The organism is Streptomyces sp. NPDC050485 (assembly GCF_044458185.1).
GTDB lineage: Bacteria > Actinomycetota > Actinomycetes > Streptomycetales > Streptomycetaceae > Streptomyces.
Window position 1 is genome coordinate 408,564 of sequence record NZ_JBITHR010000001.1, and the last position, 21,700, is coordinate 430,263.

16 protein-coding genes and 1 tRNA gene are annotated in these 21,700 nt (G+C 71.9%); 6 read left to right on the forward strand and 11 right to left on the reverse strand.

What is annotated here, in order from left to right; translation table 11 throughout:
• Positions 1 to 2: 2 nt before the first annotated feature.
• The 4 genes from ACIBK6_RS01825 (at position 3) to ACIBK6_RS01840 (ending at position 6,615) form a co-directional block, all read left to right on the forward strand.
• On the forward strand, positions 3 to 2,552 hold the full coding sequence (locus ACIBK6_RS01825; protein ID WP_399048448.1) for a tetratricopeptide repeat protein: 2,550 nt from the start codon (positions 3 to 5) through the stop codon (positions 2,550 to 2,552).
• 2 nt (positions 2,553 to 2,554) lie between these two features.
• Positions 2,555 to 3,865, forward strand: coding sequence for a protein phosphatase 2C domain-containing protein (locus tag ACIBK6_RS01830; RefSeq protein ID WP_399047866.1), 1,311 nt, complete (start codon positions 2,555 to 2,557; stop codon positions 3,863 to 3,865).
• Between the two features lie 77 nt (positions 3,866 to 3,942).
• A complete protein-coding gene (locus ACIBK6_RS01835) occupies positions 3,943 to 5,298 on the forward strand; it encodes a VWA domain-containing protein (RefSeq protein WP_399047868.1) in 1,356 nt (451 codons plus the stop codon).
• A gap of 120 nt (positions 5,299 to 5,418) precedes the next feature.
• A complete protein-coding gene (locus ACIBK6_RS01840) occupies positions 5,419 to 6,615 on the forward strand; it encodes an FHA domain-containing protein (RefSeq protein WP_399047869.1) in 1,197 nt (398 codons plus the stop codon).
• On the opposite strand, the gene ACIBK6_RS01845 is transcribed toward ACIBK6_RS01840, so the two are convergent.
• A complete protein-coding gene (locus ACIBK6_RS01845; RefSeq protein WP_399047871.1) occupies positions 6,596 to 7,579 on the reverse strand; it encodes a methyltransferase domain-containing protein in 984 nt (327 codons plus the stop codon). The two genes, ACIBK6_RS01840 and ACIBK6_RS01845, sit on opposite strands and share 20 nt — an antisense overlap.
• Positions 7,580 to 7,720: 141 nt before the next feature.
• Between ACIBK6_RS01845 and ACIBK6_RS01850 the strand changes: the two genes are divergently transcribed.
• Positions 7,721 to 8,128, forward strand: coding sequence for a globin (locus ACIBK6_RS01850; RefSeq protein WP_399047872.1), 408 nt, complete (start codon positions 7,721 to 7,723; stop codon positions 8,126 to 8,128).
• Positions 8,129 to 8,151: 23 nt separating this feature from the next.
• Here ACIBK6_RS01850 and ACIBK6_RS01855 read toward each other — a convergent pair whose 3' ends face one another.
• The 7 genes from ACIBK6_RS01855 to ACIBK6_RS01885 form a co-directional block, all read right to left on the reverse strand.
• Positions 8,152 to 8,844, reverse strand: coding sequence for a hypothetical protein (locus ACIBK6_RS01855; protein WP_399047874.1), 693 nt, complete (start codon positions 8,842 to 8,844; stop codon positions 8,152 to 8,154).
• A complete protein-coding gene (locus tag ACIBK6_RS01860) occupies positions 8,841 to 9,293 on the reverse strand; it encodes an acyl-CoA thioesterase (RefSeq protein WP_399047876.1) in 453 nt (150 codons plus the stop codon). The genes ACIBK6_RS01855 and ACIBK6_RS01860 overlap by 4 nt, the downstream gene beginning before the upstream one ends.
• A 6-nt stretch (positions 9,294 to 9,299) precedes the next feature.
• Positions 9,300 to 10,964, reverse strand: coding sequence for an energy-dependent translational throttle protein EttA (ettA, locus tag ACIBK6_RS01865; protein ID WP_399047878.1), 1,665 nt, complete (start codon positions 10,962 to 10,964; stop codon positions 9,300 to 9,302).
• 145 nt (positions 10,965 to 11,109) lie between these two features.
• Positions 11,110 to 12,516: an LAETG motif-containing sortase-dependent surface protein gene (locus tag ACIBK6_RS01870; protein WP_399047880.1), complete on the reverse strand. Its 1,407-nt coding sequence runs from the start codon at positions 12,514 to 12,516 to the stop codon at positions 11,110 to 11,112.
• 304 nt (positions 12,517 to 12,820) lie between these two features.
• Entirely contained in the window at positions 12,821 to 13,333 is a 513-nt protein-coding gene (locus ACIBK6_RS01875) for a single-stranded DNA-binding protein (protein ID WP_399047882.1), read from the reverse strand.
• Positions 13,334 to 13,659: 326 nt separating this feature from the next.
• Positions 13,660 to 15,402 carry a GTPase gene (locus tag ACIBK6_RS01880; RefSeq protein ID WP_399047885.1) on the reverse strand — a complete coding sequence of 581 codons (1,743 nt, stop codon included), beginning with the start codon at positions 15,400 to 15,402 and terminating at the stop codon, positions 13,660 to 13,662.
• The gene (locus tag ACIBK6_RS01885; protein WP_399048449.1) at positions 15,399 to 17,003 is read right to left on the reverse strand and encodes a dynamin family protein; all 1,605 of its coding nucleotides are present in this window, start codon (positions 17,001 to 17,003) and stop codon (positions 15,399 to 15,401) included. Before ACIBK6_RS01885 ends, ACIBK6_RS01880 begins: the two co-directional genes overlap by 4 nt.
• A gap of 366 nt (positions 17,004 to 17,369) precedes the next feature.
• On the opposite strand from ACIBK6_RS01885, the gene ACIBK6_RS01890 reads away from it, so the two are divergent.
• A tRNA-Arg gene (locus ACIBK6_RS01890) sits at positions 17,370 to 17,442 on the forward strand.
• A 130-nt stretch (positions 17,443 to 17,572) separates the two neighbouring features.
• Here ACIBK6_RS01890 and ACIBK6_RS01895 read toward each other — a convergent pair.
• The 3 genes from ACIBK6_RS01895 to ACIBK6_RS01905 all read right to left on the reverse strand — a co-directional run bounded on the left by ACIBK6_RS01895 (position 17,573) and on the right by ACIBK6_RS01905 (position 21,694).
• On the reverse strand, positions 17,573 to 20,116 hold the full coding sequence (locus ACIBK6_RS01895; RefSeq protein ID WP_399047886.1) for an ATP-binding protein: 2,544 nt from the start codon (positions 20,114 to 20,116) through the stop codon (positions 17,573 to 17,575).
• 86 nt (positions 20,117 to 20,202) lie between these two features.
• Positions 20,203 to 20,889, reverse strand: coding sequence for a response regulator (locus ACIBK6_RS01900; RefSeq protein WP_399048450.1), 687 nt, complete (start codon positions 20,887 to 20,889; stop codon positions 20,203 to 20,205).
• A gap of 130 nt (positions 20,890 to 21,019) precedes the next feature.
• Positions 21,020 to 21,694, reverse strand: a complete 675-nt coding sequence (locus ACIBK6_RS01905) for a potassium-transporting ATPase subunit C (protein WP_399047888.1) — start codon at positions 21,692 to 21,694, stop codon at positions 21,020 to 21,022.
• Positions 21,695 to 21,700: the final 6 nt, after the last annotated feature.

A 21,700-nucleotide genomic window follows, 5' to 3' on the forward strand; every position in this document is an offset into this window, starting at 1 on the left:
ACATGGGCGGCGGTGAGCTGTACTGCGACACCTGCGGGCTGGCGCCGGTGGTGTCCCCGAACGGGACTTTGTCGTCGCCGCCGACCGGGATCACCGGTGGCGGGCACGGCTCGGCCTCGCAGTCCTCGCGCTCGTCCTCGCGCAGTTCGTCGCGGTCCTCGCGGTCCTCGACCTCGCGCCGCTCGGTGTCGGGGCGGCTGTCCTCGCTGACCGGCAGCGGCTCGCACTCGCGGTCGGTGTCGGTGCGCAGCTCGGGCGCGGCGGCGAGCGCCTCGGCGCGCAGCCGGCTCGGCGCGGGCCTGGTGTCGGTGCCCGAGGTGCCGCGCCCCGATCCGCGCTCCGCGGTGATGGAAAACCCCGAGGTTCCCGAGCGGAAGCGATTCTGCTCGCGTTCGGACTGCGGGGCGCAGGTGGGCCGTTCACGCGGCGAGCGGCTGGGGCGCACCGAGGGCTTCTGCACCAAGTGCGGCCATCCGTACTCCTTCGTACCGAAGCTGCACGCGGGCGACATCGTGCACGGCCAGTACGAGGTGGTGGGCTGTCTGGCGCACGGCGGGCTCGGCTGGGTCTACCTCGCCGTCGACCGCGCGGTCTCCGACCGCTGGGTGGTCCTCAAGGGCCTGCTCGACACCGGCGACCAGGACGCGATGGCCGCGGCGATCTCCGAGCGGCGCTTCCTCGCCGAGATCGAGCACTCCAACATCGTGCGGATCTACAACTTCGTGGAGCACCTGGACCAACGGACCGGTTCGCTGGACGGCTACATCGTCATGGAGTACGTCGGCGGCAAATCGCTGAAGGAGATCGCCAACGAGCGCCGCACGAGCGACGGCAAGCGCGATCCGCTGCCCGTCGAGCAGGCCTGCGCGTACGGGATCGAGGCCCTGGAGGCGCTCGGCCACCTGCACAGCCGCAACCTGCTGTACTGCGACTTCAAGGTCGACAACGCGATCCAGACCGAGGACCAGCTGAAGCTGATCGACATGGGCGCGGTGCGCCGCATGGACGACGACGAGTCGGCGATCTACGGCACGGTCGGCTACCAGGCCCCGGAGGTCGCCGACCTCGGCCCCTCGACCGCCTCCGACCTGTACACGGTGGCGCGCACGCTCGCCGTCCTCACCTTCGACTTCCAGGGCTACACGAATGTGTACGCGGACAGCCTGCCGGACCCCGACACCATCGAGGTGTTCCGCAGGTACGAGTCGTTCTACCGGTTCCTGGTCCGGGCCACCGACCCGGATCCGGCGCGCCGGTTCGCCTCCGCGCAGGAGATGGCGGAGCAGCTGACCGGGGTGCTGCGGGAGGTCGTGGCGCTCCAGACGGGTCGGCCCAGGCCCGCGCTTTCGACGCTGTTCGGCACCGAACTGCGCGTCACGGACACCAAGTTGTTCGCGGAGCTGAGCGGGGACGCCTCGCGCCTGGGGGCGCGGGTGGCGCCGGTCGGCCGCCGCGGCCGCAAGGCCCTGGCGGCTGCGGCGGCCCCGGCGACGGCGGCCGTCCCGGCCGGCGCCCCGCCGCTGCCCGCCCTCGCGCCGGACCCCGGCCACCCGCCGACGCAGCCCGCGATCCCGCTGCCCCGCACCGGGGCCCCGGGCGGCGCAGGCGAGTACGCGGCCTCGCCGCTGTTCGCCGCCCTGGACCCGCGCGCCACCTCGCTCGCGCTGCCCGTGCCGCACGTGGTCGCGAGCGACCCCAACGCCGGGTTCCTCGCGGGTCTGATGGCCGCGGCCCCCGCCGAGCTGATCGCCGCGCTGCGCTCGGCGCCGACGGGCTCCGTCGAGCTCAGACTGCGCGAGCTGCGGGCCCGGCTCGACATGGACGAGCGGGTGTCCGCCGCCAAGGCGCTGGAGTCCCTGGAGCACGACCACCCCGACGACTGGCGGGTGGTCTGGTACCGCGGCCTCGCCTCGCTCGCCGCCGGCGACAACGAGAACGCGGCGCTCTCCTTCGACGCGATCTACGACGCGTTCCCCGGCGAGCCCGCCCCCAAGCTGGCGCTCGGCGTGTGCGCGGAGGTGCTCGGCCAGCTCGACAACGCCGCCGAGTACTACCGCCTGGTGTGGGCGACCGACCCTAGCTATGTCAGCGCCGCCTTCGGCCTGGCCCGGGTGCAGCTCGCGGCCGGCGACCGCGTCAGCGCCGTACGGACGCTGGAGTCGGTGCCCGAGGCGTCGATCCACTACACCGCGGCGCGGGTCGCCGCGGTCCGGGCGCGGCTGCGCAGCCGCGCCCCGCGGGACCCGCTGATCGAGGACCTGCGGGCGGCCGCCGCCCAGGTCGAGGCGCTCGACGCGTTCGGGCTCGACGCCGTACGGCGTGAACAGCTGGCGACCGAGGTCCTGGGCACCGCCCTGGACTGGGTACTGTCGGGGAGCACCGGCGCCGGGCAGGCGAAGACCGCACTGCTCGGCAGCGAAGTCGACGAGCGGGGCCTGCGCTTCGGTCTGGAACGTTCGTACCGGGTGCTCGCCCGGCTCGCGCAGCGCGGCGAGGAAAGGATCGACCTGGTGGAACGGGCCAACCGATTCCGCCCACGGACCTGGGTGTGACGATGTCGCAGACGCATCAGCTCGCCGCCTGCCCCGGCTGCGAAGAGCCGCTGGAGCCGGGGGACCTGTTCTGCGGTGCCTGCGGGTACGACCTGTCGGCCGTGCCCGAGCCGCCGCGGGACCACCCGACGATCGTCATGGGCGGGGAGACTCCCGGGTGGCCGGCCGCCCACGAGGCGGACGGCGCCGGGCAGCCCGCGCCCGTACAGCTGCCGACGGATCTGCCGGGTACGGACTCGGGCGGCGGCCAACTGCCGCAGCCGCCCGCAGGGTTCGGCCCGCCGGGCGTGGGCGAGGAGCGGCCCGAGGAGTACGCGCCCCCCGCGCCCGACCCGCGCGCCGCGGAGCCGGCCCCGGACACCCATGTCGCAAGGCCCCCCGCGGCCGGTGCCAAGGTGTGCGTGGCGTGCCGGGCCGGCCGGGTGGACGACGACGGCTACTGCGAGAACTGCGGGCACGCCCAGCCGCGCGAGCGCGACCACATGGAGCAGGAGCTGGACTCGGTCTGCGCGGTCAGCGACCGCGGGCTGCGCCACCACCGCAACGAGGACTCCTTCGCGCTGTCCTCGACGGCGCTGCCCGACGGCTCCCCCGCCGTCGTGGCGATCGTCTGCGACGGGGTGTCGTCGGCGACCCGCCCCGACGAGGCGTCCGCGGCCGCGGCGGTCGCCGCCAACGAGTCGCTGCTCGCGGCACTGCCGCAGGGCACGCATCCGCAGCAGGCCATGCACGACGCGATCCTGGCCGCCGCCGGTGCGGTCAACTCCCTTGCCACCGAGTCGAGTTCGGCCGTCGAGCACGATCCGCACCGGCACCAGAACGCGCCCGCCTGCACCCTGGTGGGGGCGGTCTCGGCGGGCGGTCTGCTGGTGGTGGGCTGGGTCGGCGACAGCCGGGCGTACTGGGTGCCCGACGACCGTAGGACGGCGCCCGCCCGGCTCACCGAGGACGACTCGTGGGCCGCGCAGATGGTGGCGGCCCGCCTGATGAGCGAGGCCGACGCCTACGCCGACGAGCGGGCTCACGCCATCACGGGCTGGCTCGGCGCCGACGCGTACGAACTGGACCCGCACACCGCCTCGTTCAAGCCGGACCGGTCCGGTGTGGTGGTGGTCTGCACGGACGGTCTGTGGAACTACGCGGAAGCCGCCGAGGAGATGGCCCGCGTCATTCCCGCGGACGCCGCCGCACGGCCGCTGCACAGCGCCCAGGTGCTCGTCGGGCACGCCCTGGACGGCGGGGGCCACGACAACGTAACAGTGGCCGTGCTGCCGTTCGCGGTGGACCCGCAAGGGGCAGGATCCGCCTACTAGCGGGTGTCCGACCCTATTTCGCCATTTCTCGCACTTACTTCACTTCGGGTCCACGGAGCCTCAAGGAGCCTTTTCCGATGGCCAATTTCTCCAAGTCCACCGTGCCGCAGTTCTCGGTAGACGTGTACCAGAACGAGTTCCTTCCGGAGGGCGGCCGCGAGGTCAACGCGATCGTCACGGTGACCTCCACGGGCGGCGGCACCCTCGGCGCCCCCTTCACGGGGGCCTCGGCCGCGCCCTCCTACATACCCGGCCGGCCGCCCACCGCCGCGGTGGTGATCATGGTGGACTGCTCGGGCTCGATGGACTATCCGCCGACCAAGATGCGCAATGCCAGGGACGCGACGGCCGCCGCCATCGACACCCTGCGCGACGGGGTCGCCTTCGCGGTCGTCGCCGGTACGCACCTGGCCCGCGAGGTCTACCCGGGCAACGGCCGCCTCGCCACCGCCGACGGCCAGACCCGGGCGCAGGCCAAGGAGGCGCTGCGCAAGCTGAGCGCGGGCGGCGGCACCGCGATCGGCACCTGGCTGCGGCTCGCCGACCGGCTGCTCGGGGCCGCCGACGTCCCGATCCGGCACGGCATCCTGCTCACCGACGGGCGCAACGAGCACGAGTCGCCCGAGGACCTGCGGGCCGCGCTGCAGGCTTGCGCGGGACGGTTCACCTGTGACGCCCGGGGCGTGGGGACCGACTGGGAGGTCAAGGAGGTCACCGGGATCGCCTCCGCACTGCTCGGCACCGCCGACATCGTCGCCGATCCGGCCAACCTCGCCGCGGACTTCACGCAGATGATGGAGAACGCGATGGGCAAGGAGGTCGCGGACGTGGCGCTGCGGCTGTGGAACCCGGTCGGCGTGGAGATCAAGTTCGTCAAGCAAGTGGCGCCCACCGTCGAGGACTTGACGCACCGTCGCACCGAGGCGGGCCCGCGCGCCGGGGACTATCCGACCGGCTCCTGGGGCGACGAGTCCCGCGACTACCACGTGTGCGTGCAGGTCCCCGAGGCCGGCGTCGGCCAGGAGATGCTCGCCGCCCGCGTCTCGCTCGTCGTCCCCGACCGCGAGGGCGGTCCGGCGCAGACGCTGTCACAGGGTCTGGTGCGGGCGGTGTGGACCGACGACATGGCGGCGTCCACCTCCATCAACCCCCAGGTCGCGCACTACACCGGCCAGGCCGAACTGGCACAAGTCATCCAACAGGGGCTGGATGCGCGCAAGTCCGGAGATGTCGACGGGGCGACCGCGAAGCTGGGCCGGGCGGTGCAGCTGGCCGCCGCCTCGGGGAACGCGGATACTGCGAAACTGCTTGCGAAGGTGGTGGACGTCGTGGACGAGGTGACCGGTACTGTGCGACTGAAAGCGAAGGTCGCGGAAGCGGACGAGATGACCCTCGAAACGCGCTCCACCAAGACCGTTCGCGTCAAGAAGTAGCCAGAAGCGAACAAGAAGTAGCCACAGAAGTAGCTACACCCGAGAACCACAGAGAACCACCCAGAACCGCCGAAATACCGCGGCCCACCGGGCCGGACGATGAGAGGGGGAAGCGACTCCATGCCGACCTGCCCGAACGGACACCAGTCGGGTTCCGACGACTGGTGCGAGATCTGCGGCCATCGCATGGGTGCCGTGCCGCCGCCTCCCCCGCCACCGCCCGCGTACGGCCACCCGGGCCCGGGGGACCCGAACGCCACCGCCCAGGCGGAGCTCTGCCCGCAGTGCCGCACCCCACGCGAGGCCGGGGCGCCCTTCTGCGAGGAGTGCCGCTGGAACTTCCTCACCAATACGGCGACCTCGTACACCCCGCTGGCCCCGCAGCAGCCCATGCCGCAGCCCCCCGGCCCGGCGAACGGCCCCGGCCCTGTTCCCGGCCCCGGCCCCGGCCTGAATCTGCCGCCCGGGTTCCAGCAGGGCCCGCCGCCCGCGACCCGCGACCCGTTCGAGTACCAGAGCTCGCGGCCCTCGCAGGTGAACCGGCCCGCCGAACCGCTGGCCGCCGAGCCCTCGCAGCGCTCCGCGCCGCCGCTGCCGCCGAACGCCTTCCAGCAGCAGCCGCCCGCGCCGTCCTTCGGTGGCGGCCAGGGCGGCCCGCCTCCGCCGCCGCCCGTCTTCCAGCAGCCGGCGCCGCCCGCGCCGCCGGTCCCGCAGCCGCAGGGCGAGGACGACTGGATGCTGCCGCCGCCGTCCCAGCCCGTACCGGGCACGCGGCAGCAGACCGGCCCGGCGCAGGGCAACGACGACTGGCCGCAGCAGAGCGGACCGGCGCAGAGCGGTGACGACTGGCCGCAGACGGGGCCCGCTCAGGGCGACGACGACTGGCCGCAGGCCGTGCCGCCACCCCCGCCGGCCGCCTGGTCCATCACCATCGGCCCGGACCGGGACTACTTCCTGGCGATGATGCAGCGCAGCGGCCCCGAGGCGGCCGGGCTCAACCTGCCCGCGTACTCGCCCGAGCAGCAGCGCCCGCTGGCCGGCAACCAGATCACCATCGGCCGCCGCCGGCACTCCACGGGCGAGGCCCCCGACATCGACCTGTCGGTGCCGCCGGAGGACCCGGGCGTCTCGCACCAGCACGCGGTGCTCGTGCAGCAGCCGGACGGCACGTGGGCGGTGGTCGACCAGAACTCAACCAACGGCACCACGCTCAACGGCGGCGCCGAGCCGATCCAGCCGTACGTTCCGGTGCCGCTGCAGGACGGCGACCAGGTGCACGTGGGCGCCTGGACGACCATCACGGTCCGGCGCGGCTGACCGGCGTCTCCCGCAGGGGCCAGATGTAGGGCCCCTGCGGATCGTCCAGCCACGCCCACTGGGCGGTGCCGTCCACGGTCACCCCGAAGCGCTCGCGCCGGGGCCGCTTCTCGCGGCGCCACAGCGCGTACGCCTCGTACGGGTCGAGGCTGCCCGCCGTCAGTTCGAGCAGGAAGCGGAACAGTTCGTTGGCCACGGTCTCGCGCGGCAGCCCGCCCGCGTAAGGGACCCGCCGCGCCTGCCATCCCGTACCGCGCAGCGGCACGAAGTAGGCGGGCGTGTGCAGGAACCGGCCCTCGGCGCGGCCGGGTTCGCTCACCCGCAGCCGGATGAGGCCGGTCGCGAGCGGGGCCAGGATCACCGCGTCCGCCCGGCACTGAGCCACCCAGTCGTACGGCACTGAGCCCACCGTGCAGGTCGCCACGATCCGGTCGAAGGGCGCCCGCGCGGGACAGCCGCGCGCCCCGTCCCCGGTGATCACGGCGGGGTGGTACCCGGCCGCGGCCAGATGGGCCCGCGCGGACTCGGTGATCTCGGGGTCCAGATCGACGGTCGTGACGTTGTCGTCGCCGAGCCGGTGGGCGAGCAGCGCCGCGTTGTATCCGGTCCCCGCGCCGATCTCCAGGACCCGGTCGCCGTCGCGGATGTCCAGGGCCTCCAGCATCCGGGCCATCAGCGAGGGCTGGCTGCTGGAGGAGACGAGGTCGCCGTCGCGCAGCCGGGTGGCCAGCGGGGCGTCCGCGTAGGCCCCCGTCAGCCAGCGTTCGCGCCGCCCGGGGTCGGGGTCCTCGCCCCACAGCCGGTCGTGTTCGCCCCAGGCGCTCTCGTAGTAGTACGGCACGAAGAGATGGCGCGGCACCTCCTGGAACGCGGCCCGCCAGGCCGGGTCCGCCAGCGCCCCGCCGGCCACGATCTCCCGCACGAGGGCCCGCCGCAGCACCCGGTCCGCACCGTACGCACTCATACGTCCACTGTGCTGCGCCGGAGCCCGGGAGGCGAGTGGTCCTACGCCCCCGGTCCTCGGCCACCGGGTCTGAGACCATGGAGGGGTGCCGGACCGCCGGCAGAGTGGGGCAGGCCGAATGACATTGCGAGGGTGTTCAACGTGACCGAGATTCCGCGCGGCACGCTTCAGGAGCAGACCTTCTACGAGCAGGTCGGCGGCGAGCAGACCTTCCGCCGGCTCGTCCACCTCTTCTACGAAGGCGTCGCCGACGACCCGCTGCTGCGGCCGATGTACCCCGAGGAGGACCTGGGCCCGGCCGAGGAGCGGCTCGCCCTGTTCCTGATGCAGTACTGGGGCGGCCCGCGCACCTACAGCGACGGCCGGGGCCACCCGCGGCTGCGGATGCGGCACGCCCCCTTCACGGTCGACCGGGCCGCGCACGACGCCTGGCTGCGCCACATGCGCACCGCGGTCGACGGCCTCGGCCTCTCCCCGGAGCACCAGGAGACGCTCTGGAACTATCTGACGTACGCGGCCGCGTCGATGGTCAACTCGGCGGAGGGCTGAGCCCTCCGGCATCCGTCCCGGGGTCAGACCGGGCTGACGGTCAGCCCGCCGAGCCCCGCGCGGCGTACCGCGACGGAACCGTACGGTGTGCGCAGCCGCAGCCACGGGCCGGAGGCGAAAAGGGCCACCGGCTCGGGCGCGGACGGCGCGCCCGCCGGGGCGAGCACCCGCACCGGCCGCAGGAAGCCGAGTGACTGGGCCGCGTGCACGGCCCGCAGCGGCAGTTCGGTCGAGCCGAGCGTCCGGGACCAGATCTCGTGCCCGATCACATCGCGCTCGGCCCGGTTGCGCCGCGCCTCGGGCAGCGCCTCGTCCCGGGCCCGGAATTCGGCGACGGCGGCCGCGACCGCACCCCGCATCTGCTCGGCTGCCGGCAGCCCCGGCACCGGCTGCCAGCCGCCGCGCGGCGGCAGCACCCCGGCCCACGGCGGCCCGGTGACGGCCCCCGGAACCCGCGCGGTGGAGGCCGGCTCGTCCAGGGACTCCAGGAGTTCACCGGCGGAGACGGTCACGTCGAGGGCGACGGACTCGTCCCGGAGCCGGGCCGTGCGGATGGCGAGCACCTCGAAGGAAGGCGGCCGGCCGAAGACGGCCAGCGCCCCGCCGCCCGCCTGCAGCCGTACCGCGGCGGCCCGGTCGTAGTGGATCAGCCGGCCGAGGAAGGCGGCGAGATCCGCCACCTCCCTGGCATCGGCGAACCGCAGCACGGCGTTCACGCCGCGGCCCGCTCCGGCCCGTCGCCCCGGACGCCGTCGTCCACGTACTCCTGGAGGAAGGCCTTCTCCTCGGCGGTGATCCGCCGCGGCCGCCCCGCCGCCAGGTCGAAGGGCACGACGACGGTGGACGCCGCGACGTACACCTGGCCGCCCTCACCCGGGTCCTTGATCTCGTACGAGATGGTCAGGGACGCCGCGCCGATCTTCGTCACCCACGACTCGATGGTCACCGGCTCGTGCCGGTGCACCAGCGGCCGCTTGTAGTCGATCTCGTGCCGGGCCACGACGGACCCGCCCTGGAACGACGGCGAGCCGTCACCCGGCGCCAGCCGGAACATGAAGTCGATGCGGGCTTCCTCCAAGTACCGGACGAAGACCGCGTTGTTGACGTGCCCGAAGGCATCCATGTCCGACCAGCGCAGCGGGCAGCGGTAGATATGACGGGCCACGGTCACTCAGCCCCGGGTGAGCTTCTTGTACGTGGCGCGGTGCGGCCGCGCCGCGTCGGCACCCAGGCGCTCGACCTTGTTCTTCTCGTACGACTCGAAGTTGCCCTCGAACCAGTACCACTTGGACTCGCCCTCGTAGGCGAGGATGTGGGTGGCCACCCGGTCCAGGAACCAGCGGTCGTGGGAGATCACGACGGCGGCGCCGGGGAACTCCAGGAGCGCGTTCTCCAGCGAGGAGAGCGTCTCGACGTCGAGGTCGTTGGTCGGCTCGTCGAGGAGCAGCAGGTTGCCGCCCTCCTTGAGCGTCAGCGCCAGGTTGAGGCGGTTGCGCTCACCGCCGGAGAGCACGCCCGCGGGCTTCTGCTGGTCCGGGCCCTTGAAGCCGAAGGCGGACACGTACGCCCGCGACGGCATCTCGACCTGCCCGACGTTGATGTAGTCCAGCTCGTCCGAGACGACGGCCCACAACGTCTTCTTCGGGTCGATGTTGGCGCGGCTCTGGTCGACGTACGAGATCTTGACGGTCTCGCCGATCTTGACGCTGCCGGAGTCCGGCGTCTCCAGGCCCTGGATCATCTTGAAGAGCGTGGTCTTGCCGGCGCCGTTGGGGCCGATGACGCCCACGATGCCGTTGCGCGGCAGGGTGAAGCTGAGGTCGTCGATGAGGACCTTGTCGCCGAAGGCCTTCGAGAGGTTGTTGACCTCCACGACGATGGAACCGAGGCGCGGGCCCGGCGGGATCTGGATCTCCTCGAAGTCCAGCTTCCGCATCTTGTCGGCTTCGGCGGCCATCTCCTCGTAGCGGGCCAGACGCGCCTTGGACTTGGTCTGACGGCCCTTGGCGTTGGAGCGGACCCACTCCAGCTCTTCCTTGAGCCGCTTGGCGCGCTTCTCGTCCTTGCGGCCCTCGACCTTCAGGCGGGACGACTTCTTGTCCAGGTACGTGGAGTAGTTGCCCTCGTACGGGATGGCGCGGCCGCGGTCGAGCTCCAGGATCCACTCGGCGACGTTGTTCAGGAAGTACCGGTCGTGGGTGACCGCGACCACGGCGCCCGCGTACTTCGAGAGGTGCTGCTCCAGCCAGTTCACCGACTCGGCGTCGAGATGGTTGGTGGGCTCGTCGAGCAGGAGCAGGTCCGGGGCCTCGATGAGCAGCTTGCAGAGCGCCACGCGACGCTTCTCGCCACCGGAGAGGTTGACCACGGGCCAGTCGCCGGGCGGGCAGCCCAGGGCGTCCATGGCCTGCTCCAGCTGGGCGTCGAGGTCCCAGGCGTTGGCGTGGTCCAGGTCCTCCTGGAGCTTGCCCATCTCGTCGAGCAGCGCGTCCGAGTAGTCGGTCGCCATGAGCTCGGCGACCTCGTTGAAGCGCTTGAGCTTGCCCATGATCTCGGCCGCGCCGTCCTGGACGTTCTCCAGGACGGTCTTCGACTCGTCGAGCTTGGGCTCCTGCATGAGGATGCCGACGCTGTACCCGGGCGACAGGAAGGCGTCGCCGTTGGAGGGCTGCTCAAGTCCCGCCATGATCTTGAGAACGGTGGACTTACCGGCACCGTTCGGGCCGACCACACCGATCTTCGCGCCGGGCAGGAAGCTCAGGGTGACGTCATCCAGGATCACCTTGTCGCCGTGCGCCTTGCGCGTCTTGCGCATGGTGTAGATGTACTCAGCCAAGAGAAACCGTCCGGCAGATTGATGTGTGGGCAGATACACCCCATCTTGCCAGTCGTCCACACCCCGACGGAAACGGCCCCGGTACGCGAGGCGTACCGGGGCCGCTGCCCGTTACCGGGCGGTCACTCTGTGCTCAGCACGTGCCTTACTGACCGGCGCTCTTCCTCTTGCGGAGGAAGAACACCGCGCCGCCGCCGAGCAGCACCAGGACGACGGCCGCACCGGCGATCATCGGGGTGGCGCTGGAGCTGCCGGTCTCGGCGAGGTTGGTGCCGTTGGTCCCGGTCGAGCTGCCGCCGGCCGAGGCCGGGCTGGGCTTCGAGGACGGGGTGGGCGTACCGGAACCGGCGGTCTTGCAGTTAAGGACGCCGGAGAAGTGCTGACCGGCGATGGTGAAGTCGTACTTCTCGTTCTCCGCGACGGGGAACAGCACGGTCTGCGAGCCGCCGGCCGGGATCGACGCGATGGTCTTGCCGCCGACCTTCACCGGGTAGGCCTCGTCGCCCTTGTTGCTGACGGTGATGTCCACGCCGCCCTTGGCGCAGTCCTTCTTCACCGACACGGCCGGGATGGCACCCTGCTTCGCCCAGGTCAGCTTGGCGTCCGCCTGGACCGTCGAGTCGCTGGAACCGGCCAGGATCTGCGTCTGGCTCTTGGAGTCACTGGCGAACGCGCGGCCGACCGGCACCTGGGTGGCGGCCTGCAGGTGCACCGAGCCGGAACCCGGCTTGGCGGTCGCGGGCACGTCGAAGAAGAGCTGGCTGCCGTTGGCGGCGGTGGTTACGGCCTGCCCCGCCTTGTCGACGACCTTGACTCCGGCGTCCGTGAGCTCCTGGGAACGGGTGACCGTCACCTTGTCGGCGTTGGTGTGCACCGTGACCGGGCCGAGCTGCTTGCCGACCTTGCCGGCCACCGATGGGTTGTCGAGGGTCAGCGAGGCCTTGGGCTCCCCGGCGTCCTGGGCGTTTTTGACCAGCCAGGCCGCCAGCGTCTCGGCGCTCGGGTCGGTGGCGTCGACGTGGGCGCCGTCCGAGAAGCGCCAGATGGCGACCTGGGTGCCCGCGGCCGCGAGGCCGTTGGTGAGCTTGCCCGTGATGCCCGCCTTCTTGGCCAGCGCGTCGAGGTCGTTGAGGTGCGGGTAGGAGTTCTCGAGGATCCAGCGGATCTTCCCGGCGTCCTTGTTGCTGTTCAGCGAGGTGCCGCTCCACGGCGTCTCGTTGTACTTCGCCTCGGACTGCGTCGGGTTGTGCATGTCGATGCAGTACGTGCGCAGCGTGCCGCCGCCGTCGACGTTCATCCGGAACAGGCCCGCGCGGACGGATTCCTTGCTGTTGTTGTCGCCGGTGATGACGGCCTGGTCGTACGAGCCGGGCTCCAGGCCCTGGATGGTGGCGGTGGCGCCGCCCTGGCCCTGCTGGTCAGGCGTGTCCGCGACGGCCGCACCGGCGCCCGCTACGGCACCGGCCGCGACGAGTCCCGAGACGGCTATGGCGGTGACGAGGCGCAGCGCACCCCGCTTGCGGGCAGAAGGCCCGTGAACGGCTGAAAACACAGAATTCCCCTTCGGGCGAGGCTCTTTCGCAAGGTGGTGCGCGTGCACGGAGGTGCGCGTTGGGGGAAGTGCCTCGCCGGCAGACTCAAGTGCCCCGTGAGTACGCGGGAATCCTAGGGATACGGAAGTCAACGATCCGCAGCGATGACATCAGATAACCATTCTGATTCGGAATCGTTATCCCAGGCTATGCATTCCAGCCAGCGATATCGACAAATCCCCGGCACAGAAAGGGAGTTTCGGACACCCGCCGTGCTCCGCCACCGCACCCGCCTCCGCGCGACCTCCGCTCAAGTGCGCCCGCCTAGGCACCCACCGGAGCCCCGGCCGGAGCCGCCGCCGGGGCCGACTCCCATACCACCGGCGAGAGTCCATCAGGTGTCGCCGGTTCGGCTCCCGGCGCCGGGCCCCCCTCCGCCCCCTGCGTCCCGGACCGCCCGGCCGGGCTCGCCTCGCCCTTGAACACCCGCCGGAACGCGGTGGTTCCGCGCGACAAGTCGTGTCCGATCGCCAGCGCGTCGACATCCGCCGAGAACCAGCGCGGGCCGTCCTTGCGCTCCTCGTCCCGTACCTTCAACCGCCCGTGCACCACGAGCGGTTCACCGATCGAGACCGAGCCCGTCAGGTTCATCCCGAGCGCCCGCGCCGCCCACACCGTGTAGAAGCTGGTGGCGCCGTCCACCCAGCACTGCTTCTCCCGGTCGAAGCGGCGCGCGGTCACCGCGAGCCGGAACCTCGCCACCCCGCCCGTCGCCGATTCCCGCCACTCCACCTGCGTCGCCACATTGCCGACCAGCGTCACCATCGTGTCGTTCACTGCCCTCAACCCCCGTGTGCCTCGTAGCTCATAGACGGTGCGTCCGGACCCTGCGCCGGACCGTGTGTCCGAGCCCTGCCTTCAGACCCTGCGTTCCCGCAGCGCAAAGAAGAGCCCCGTCCGGCCCGGCCGTCGATCGAACCCTTGCGCTGTCGATCTCCATGCTGGACCGGACGGGGAGTCCGCGTGCAGGCCTGTGGACTACCGCCCGGTTGTGGACAACCCGCTCACCCGGCGCCCGTCACGCGGACCCGCGTGAAACCCCGCCGCCCCGGCCCGCGTGACGGCCCGCTTGACGGCCCGCTTGACGGCCCGCTTGAACCCCCTCACCGCGCCCCCACCCCCACCACCGCCGCGTACTGCTCGCGCACCTCGCGGTACCGCAGCAGTTCGGCGGAGACCGGGTCGAGGACCTTGGCCCGGCCGCAGGCCCCCGCGGCCTCCCGGAGCCGGCGTTCGGCCTCCTGCCCGTAGCGCCGTCCCGGGCCGCGCGCCGCCACCGCGCACGCCCACTCGACCAGCGGACCGCCGACGATCCCGCCCAGCATCACCAGCGCGGGCACGATGAGACCCGGCATCAGCACCCCGACGATCTGGCCGAAAAGCCACAGCCCGCCGACGATCTGAACGCCGGTCATGAGCATCTGGGCCAGCACGGCGGCCGGCCACCAGGGGGGCCTGGGTGAGGTGCCGCGTTCCAGTTCCTCCCGGGCCGCGAGCTCGTCCAGGGCCTCGGGGAGCCCTTCGGCGCCGCGCACCGCGGCCTCGCGCACGGCCTGGGCCCAGGGCGCGGGCAGCCCCGACGCGGCCTCGTCGGCGACCGTGCGGACCGCCTGCTCGACCCGCTGGCGCGCGGTGACCTGCTCCTCGACCCGGACCTCGGAGCGGGGCCGCAGCACGGCCGGGACGCGGATCCGGTCGTACCAGCGCCACAGCCGCAGCCACGGAGTCCCGCAGGCGCGCCCGGCGTTGCGCCGCCACTCGCGTTCGGCGGCCTCGCCCGCCGCGCCGGCGCCGACCGCAGATGCCAGGCGCTCCGCGAAGTCCTTGCGGGCCCGCTCACCGAGGCGCGGCCGGCCGTCCGCGACGTACAGCGGACGCAGTTCGGCGGCGGCGGAGTCCAGGTCGGCGGCCAGCCGGCGGGCCGCGGCGCCGCGTTCCTGCACGAACCGGCCGAGCTGTTCGCGGAGTTCGCCCACGCCCTCGCCGGTCAGCGCGGAGAGTGCGAGCACCGAGGCGCCGGGCTCGCCGTGTTCGCCCAGCGCCATGCCGTCCTCGTCGAGCAGCCGGCGCAGATCGTCGAGGACCAGGTCGGCGGCCTCGCCGGGCAGCCGGTCCACCTGGTTGAGCACGACGAAGCTCACCTCCGCGTGCCCGGCGAGCGGGCGCAGATAGCGCTCGTGGAGCACGGCGTCCGCGTACTTCTCGGGGTCCACCACCCACACGATCGCGTCCACCAGCGCGAGGACCCGGTCGGCGGCGTGGCGGTGCGAGACGACCGCCGAGTCGAGGTCGGGCAGATCGACCAGGACCAGGCCCTCCAGGTCGCTTTCGGCGCTGTCGACCGGTCTGCGGCGCAGCCTGCCGGGGATGCCGAGCCGGTCGAGCAGACCGGCGGCGCCGTCGGTCCAGCTGCACGCGATGGGCGCACCGGTGGTCGGACGACGCAGCCCGGTGTCCGAAATCTGGCTTTTGGCAAGGGAGTTGAAGAGAGTGGACTTGCCGCTTCCGCTGGCGCCCGCGACGGCGACGACGGTGTGCCGCGACGAGAGGCGCTGGCGGGCCGCCGCCTCGTCGAGTACGCGGCCGGCCTCGGCGAGGGTCCGCCCCTCCAGGCGGGTGCGGGACAGGCCGACCAGCTCGCTCAGCGCGTCCAGGCGGCCCCGCAGCGCACCGACGTACGGCCCGCCGATGGGCTCGAAAGCGGCCTCGGCGGCATCCTCCTCGTCCTGCCCCTCTCCTTCCCTCTCTCCCTCTCCCGGAAGGGCTGCTTCCGCCCCCTCGCCGGGTTCGGCGGCGCGCCGCGCGATCAGCCCGTCGTCCCAGCGGTCCTCAGCCTCCTGCGTCATGCCGCTTTCCTCTCCTTCTGCACTACGGACAGCGCCGCGATCAGCCCGGCCTGCGGCTCGGGCGTCACCTCCAGCGCGTCCAGCGGCGCGAGCCGCCGTTCCCGTTCGGCGCCGAGCACCTGGTCGACGTACGTGGTGACCAGCTCACCGCCCTTGTCGCGCAGCCGCAGCGCACCCTGGGCGCCGATCCGCTCGGCGAGCCGCTCGCCCGCCCGGCGGGCCCGCCGGCCACCGAGCAGGGCCGCGGCGAGCAGCGCCGCCACGGTCTCCGGATCGGGCGCCAGCGACCGCTCCATCTCCCGCACTTCGTCCTCGGCCAGCTCTTCGAGCACCCTGCGCCAGCGCCGCACGGCGAGCCCGATCCGGTCCTCCGGGTCCTCATGGCGTACGGCTTCGGCGAACCGCCCCGCGGCGGGCTCGCGCGCCCACGCCTCCCTGACCCGCTCGTCGGCGGCGGCGGCCGCACACCGCAGCAGTTCGGCGAGGCTGTCCACGAGCGCGTCCAGGAGTTCCGCGGAAGTGGCACTGCCGGGGTGGGCGCGCCAGCGGGTGATCGCGTCCCCGGCGAGCACCTCGCCCGCCCGCACCCGGCGCCGCACCCGGGCGCCCTCCTTGGCGTACGCGTCCTCGACCGCGCCGGTGAGGCGTACGGCGGCCGCGTACTGGGCGGCGACGGCCGAAGCCAGCTCGGGCATCCGCGCGTTGAGCGATTCGATCGCGCCGGAGGCGGTGCGGGCCACGGCCTGCTGGCGGGCGGCCGGGTCCTGGCTGCGGTGGGTGAGCCAGGCGAGCAGCGGGGCGACGGCGGTGCCGGGCAGCAGCCCGTGCGAGGCCCCCGCGGACTCGGGCAGCTCGGGCACGGTGAACCGCGGCACCTCCCCGAGCCCGGCCTTGGTGAGCAACGCCCCGTACTGGCGCGACACTTCGGCCAGCACCTGGTGCGGCACCCGGTCGAGCACGGTGACGAGCGTCGCGTCGTACTCCTTGGCGGTACGCAGCAGATGCCAGGGCACCGCGTCGGCGTACCGGGAGGCGGTGGTGACCATGACCCATACGTCGGCGGCGCAGATGAGTTCGGCGGCCAGGATGCGGTTGCTGACGACCAGTGAGTCGATGTCGGGCGCGTCGAGCAGCGCGAGCCCGCGCGGCAGCGCGGCGACGGTCTCGACCCGTACCGCCCCGACGTCGTCCCCGCCGGGCAGGTCGCCCCCCTCGGCGTCCTCCTGCTGCTGCGGCAGCCATACGCGGGTGAGTTCGGGCAGTACGCGCGGCCCGGCGAACCAGTCCTTGTCGTCGGGATGGCAGACGAGCACGGGCGTACGGGTGGTGGGCCGCAGCACGCCCGCCTGGCTGACCCGGCGCCCCACAAGGGAGTTGACGAGCGTGGACTTCCCCGCACCGGTCGAACCGCCGATGACGGCGAGCAGGGGCGCTTCGGGATCTCGGAGCCGGGGCAGCAGATAGTCGTCGAGCTGTGCGAGCAGCTCGCTGCGCGTCTGCCGGGCGCGTGGAGCACCCGGCAGGGGCAGCGGGAGACGCACGGCGGCGACACTGTCGCGCAGGGCGGAGAGTGCGTCGATGAGCTGAGGCCGTACGTCCAAGGTCACCACATGCGAAGAATGCCCAACTTTGGCGGCTTTTTGAAGCGTATGGCCACTTCCGCGCGCGTCCATCCACCGCCAGGGCATACCGGACGGACACATGGGGCAGAGGGGACGAGTAGGACGCAGGCATAACGAGTGCACAACACCCTGCGCCACAAGCGTCAAAAGCGCTGCAGGATTCGCACCTGCCTGCGATTATCGGTTCGCTTCACCGAACCTCCACATCGTGCCACGCAGGTGAAGCAACCGGGACTGGGTGACAGGAGCCCTATCCTTGTCCCGGCAAGGTCAACGGCCCGGGACCCCGTCCCGGACCCGCCCCCTTGCCCGCCCGGGGCTCCAGGCCACCGAGGCCACCATTCGGCCCCCGTAGCTCAGTGGATAGAGCAGGCGCCTTCTAAGCGCTTGGCCGCAGGTTCGAGTCCTGCCGGGGGCGCTCATGTGCAACCGAGCGTCCGGCCCTCCTTCGGGAGGGCCTTTTTGCTGGTGGGGGCAGGCTAGCGGGCATGGCGTAGCAAGGGCGTAAGACCTGGCTGAGCCCCCGGTCCCGCCCTTACCGGCAGGGCCTACGACGTAGTCGTCGTAGGCAGGTCCGGCCTGACGGGTGGGTGGTCCGGGGCCTGTTTCAGGGTGATGACCATGGTCATGCCGCCGCCCGGGGTGTCCTCCGCCGCCAGCGTGCCGCCCATGGCCTCGGCGAAGCCGCGGGCCACCGCGAGGCCGAGGCCGACTCCCGCGCCGCGCGGGGCGTCGCCATAGCGCTGGAACGGCGCGAAGATGCGGTCCTTGGCCTCGTCCGGGACGCCCGGGCCCTGGTCGGCGACGCGGACCTCGACCCGGTCGGCCATGGCGCTCGCGGACACCAGGACCCGTTCGCCGGGCGGGCTGTACTTGACCGCGTTCTCCACGATGTTGGCCACCGTGCGTTCGAGCAGCCCCGCGTCCACCGCCACCATCGGCAGGTCCTCCGGGATGTCAAGGACCACGCTGTGCTCGGGTACGCCGCCCAGCGCCATCGGCACGACCTCGTCGAGGTCGATCCCGCGGATGATCGGGGTGACCGTGCCGGTCTGGAGCCGCGACATGTCCAGGAGGTTGCCCACCAGGTGGTCCAGGCGGTCGGCGCCCGCCTCGATGCCTTCGAGCAGCTCCGCCTCGTCGGCCTCGGACCACTCCACATCGTCCGAGCGGAGCGACGTCACCGACGCCTTGATGGAGGCGAGCGGGGTGCGCAGGTCGTGGCTGACGGCGGCGAGCAGCGCGGTGCGGATGCGGTCGCCCTCGGCGTACAGACGGGCCTGGTGGGCTTCCTCCTGGAGGCGTTGGCGGTCCAGGACGACCGCGGCCTGGGCCGCGAACGCGCCCAGCACGCGCCGGTCCTCGGCGGGCAGGACGCGCCCGGAGAGCGCGAGGGCCATGCGGTCACCGACCGGCATGTCCACGTCGGCGTCCTCGGGGCGGGTGGCCGGAGCGGGTCCGATGCTGCCCGTGCGGGTCCACGGCTCGACCTCGCTCGTACGCTCCAGAAGGGCCACGGACTCCATGGCGAAGGTCTCCCGGACGCGTTCCAGCAGGGCGTCGAGGCTGGTCTCGCCGCGCAGCACGCTGCCCGCGAGGAAGGAGAGGATCTCGGACTCGGCGCGCAGCCGCGCGGCCTGGTGGGTGCGCCGGGCGGCCAGGTCCACGACCGAGGCCACCGACACCGCGACCAGGAAGAAGATCGCTATGGCGACGATGTTCTTCGGGTCGGCGATGGTGAGTTCGTGGACCGGCGGGGTGAAGTACCAGTTTATGAGAATCGAGCCCAGCGCCGCCGAGGCCAACGAGGGCAGCAGACCGCCGAGCAGCGCCGACCCGACCGTCAGCGAGAGGTAGAGCAGCATCTCGTTGGCGAGGCCGAGGTCCATGCTGATGCGGGTGAGCAGCACGGTGAGCAGCACCGGGCCGATGACTCCGGTCAGCCAGCCCCACAGGATCCGGGTCCGGCCGAGCCGCGCCCCGCGCGCCACCGGCAGACCGCGCCCGCGCGCGGCCTCCTCGTGCGTGACGATGTGTACGTCGAGATCGGGACCGGAGTCGCGGGCGACCGTGGCGCCGACGCCCGGCCCGAAGAGGTACTGCCAAGCTCTGCGGCGACTCGTGCCCAGCACGATCTGCGTCGCGTTGACCCCGCGTGAGAAGTCGAGCAGGGCCGGCGGCACGTCGTCGCCCACCACGTGGTGGAAGGTGCCGCCGAGGTCCTCGACCAGGGTGCGCTGGACGGCGAGTTCCTTCGGTGAGGCGGCGGTCAGGCCGTCGCTTCTCGCGACGTATACGGCCAACACCTCACCGCCCGCGCCCTTTTCGGCCAGCCGGGCCGCGCGGCGGATGAGCGTGCGCCCCTCCGGTCCACCGGTCAGACCGACGACGATGCGCTCGCGCGAGCCCCAGATCTTGTTGACCCGGTGCTCGCTGCGGTACTCCGTCAGATACTCGTCCACCCGGTCGGCGACCCACAAAAGCGCCAACTCCCGCAGTGCGGTGAGGTTTCCGGGCCGGAAGTAGTTGGAGAGGGCCGCGTCGACCTTCTCCGGCTTGTAGATGTTGCCGTGCGCCATGCGGCGCCGCAGCGCCTGCGGCGACATGTCGACAAGTTCTATCTGATCGGCCCGCCGGACGAACTCGTCCGGGACGGTCTCCTGTTGCCGTACGCCCGTTATCGACTCGACCACATCGCCGAGCGACTCCAGATGCTGGATGTTGAGGTTGGAGACGACGTCGATGCCGGCCGCCAGGAGCTCTTCGACGTCCTGCCAGCGCTTGATGTTGCGCGTGCCCGGGATGTTGGTGTGCGCCAGCTCGTCCACCAGGACCACCGACGGGCGGCGCTCCAGGACCGCGTCCACGTCCATCTCGGTGAAGACGGTTCCGCGGTATTCGATCTCGCGCCGGGGCAGCAGCTCCAGACCGTGCAGCATCACTTCGGTGCGCGGCCTGCTGTGGTGCTCGACGAAGGCGACGACGCAGTCGGTGCCGCGCTCGATCCTGCGGTGTGCCTCGGACAGCATCGAGTACGTCTTGCCGACACCCGGCGCCGCGCCGAGGTAGATGCGGAGCTTGCCGCGTGCCATTGTTCCGATCTCTGTGGTCGCTGCGGATGGCGGGGCCAGGCCGGTCCCTGCCTCATTGCTGCTGAGCCCTGTTTACTGAATCCGGGTCACACCTCGAAGCGGTACCCCATGCCGGGGGCGGTGATGAGGTAGCGCGGATGGGACGGATCGACCTCCAGTTTGCGCCTCAACTGGGCCATGTAGACCCGGAGATAGTTGCTCTGGGTACGGTAGCTGGGCCCCCACACCTCCTGGAGCAGCTCGCGCTGGGTGACCAGTCGGCCGCGGTTGCGGACGAGGACTTCGATCAGATGCCATTCGGTGGGGGTGAGCCGGATCTCCTTGCCGCCGCGCCTGGCCTTCTTGGCGAGCAGATCAATGCTGAAGCCCTTGGTGGTGACGACGCCCTGCTCCGCTTCGGCCTGGGTCTCGGGGCCGGTGCGCCGGGTGGCCGCCCGCAGCCGGGCGAGGAGTTCGTCCATGCTGAACGGTTTGGTGATGTAGTCGTCGGCGCCCGCGTCCAGCGCGGCGACCTTCTCGTCGGAGGTGTTGCGGGCCGAGACCACCAGGACCGGCACCCGGGAGAAGCGACGCAGCGCCTTCATCACGTCGAGGCCGTCCATGTCCGGAAGCCCGAGGTCGAGCAGCACCGCGTCCGGTTGACTCGCGGCGGCCAGGCGGAGCGCCGTCTGCCCGTCGGACGCGGCATCGACGACGTATTTTCGCGCCCTGAGGTTGATCTCAAGAGCCCGTACGAGCTGTGGTTCGTCCTCGACCACCAGCACCCGGGTCATCGGTGTGCCGCCTTCCTGTTGTGCCATGCGTCCAGAGGGAGCCCGGGAACGGGCGCGGGTGTGCCGAGGGGCGGGAGCCCGCGGCGGGAAGTTCCCGGACCGCCGGCCCCCGCCCCTCGCGGTAAGCCGATCACTTCTGGACGAGTTCCTTGAGCGCGATGTTGAGCTTCAGGACGTTCACGCGCGGCTCCCCGATGAAGCCGAGGATCCGGCCGTCCGAGTTCTCGTCGACGAGCTTCGCCACCTGCTTGACGTCGAGGTGGTTCTTCTCGGCCACCCGGTGGACCTGGATCTTCGCGTACTCCGGAGAGATCTGCGGGTCCAGACCCGAACCGGAGGAAGTGACCGCGTCGGCGGGCACGTCGGCTGGGTTCACCTTGTAGTCGGCGGTGGAGTTGTCCTGGACGACCGCGTCCTTGGCGTCCTTGACCTGCTTGATCAGCTTGTCGTTGTCACCCGACAGGTTCGTCGCACCCGACACGATCAACTGGTACTGCGTGTTGACCGTGTTCGCGGCCAGCCCGTTGGAGGGGCGCGGCTGGAACCACTTCAGGTCCGGCTGCGCCTGCTCGTCGGCGTTGTTCGGGTCCTTCTTCGGGAGGTTGTAGCTCTGCCCGATCAGCTCCGAACCGACCACCTTCCCACCGGACTTGATCTCGGAACCGTTGGCCTTGTTACCGAACGCGGCCTGGGCGATGCCGGTCACGACGAGCGGGTAGATGACCCCGCACACGACCGTCAGGACCAGCAGCGCGCGCAGACCTGCGCCCAGCAGACGGGCGGTGTTTCCCAGCGAGTTATTCATGACCGA

Bases quoted from the DNA above. Each gene is read 5' to 3' on its own strand.
- ACIBK6_RS01825 (WP_399048448.1), top strand. From the start codon at position 3: ATGGGCGGCGGTGAGCTGTACTGCGACACCTGCGGGCTGGCGCCGGTG.
- ACIBK6_RS01830 (WP_399047866.1), top strand. From the start codon at position 2,555: ATGTCGCAGACGCATCAGCTCGCCGCCTGCCCCGGCTGCGAAGAGCCG.
- ACIBK6_RS01835 (WP_399047868.1), top strand. From the start codon at position 3,943: ATGGCCAATTTCTCCAAGTCCACCGTGCCGCAGTTCTCGGTAGACGTG.
- ACIBK6_RS01840 (WP_399047869.1), top strand. From the start codon at position 5,419: ATGCCGACCTGCCCGAACGGACACCAGTCGGGTTCCGACGACTGGTGC.
- ACIBK6_RS01845 (WP_399047871.1), bottom strand. From the start codon at position 7,579: ATGAGTGCGTACGGTGCGGACCGGGTGCTGCGGCGGGCCCTCGTGCGG.
- ACIBK6_RS01880 (WP_399047885.1), bottom strand. From the start codon at position 15,402: ATGACGCAGGAGGCTGAGGACCGCTGGGACGACGGGCTGATCGCGCGG.
- ACIBK6_RS01895 (WP_399047886.1), bottom strand. From the start codon at position 20,116: ATGGCACGCGGCAAGCTCCGCATCTACCTCGGCGCGGCGCCGGGTGTC.
- ACIBK6_RS01900 (WP_399048450.1), bottom strand. From the start codon at position 20,889: ATGACCCGGGTGCTGGTGGTCGAGGACGAACCACAGCTCGTACGGGCT.
- ACIBK6_RS01905 (WP_399047888.1), bottom strand. From the start codon at position 21,694: ATGAATAACTCGCTGGGAAACACCGCCCGTCTGCTGGGCGCAGGTCTG.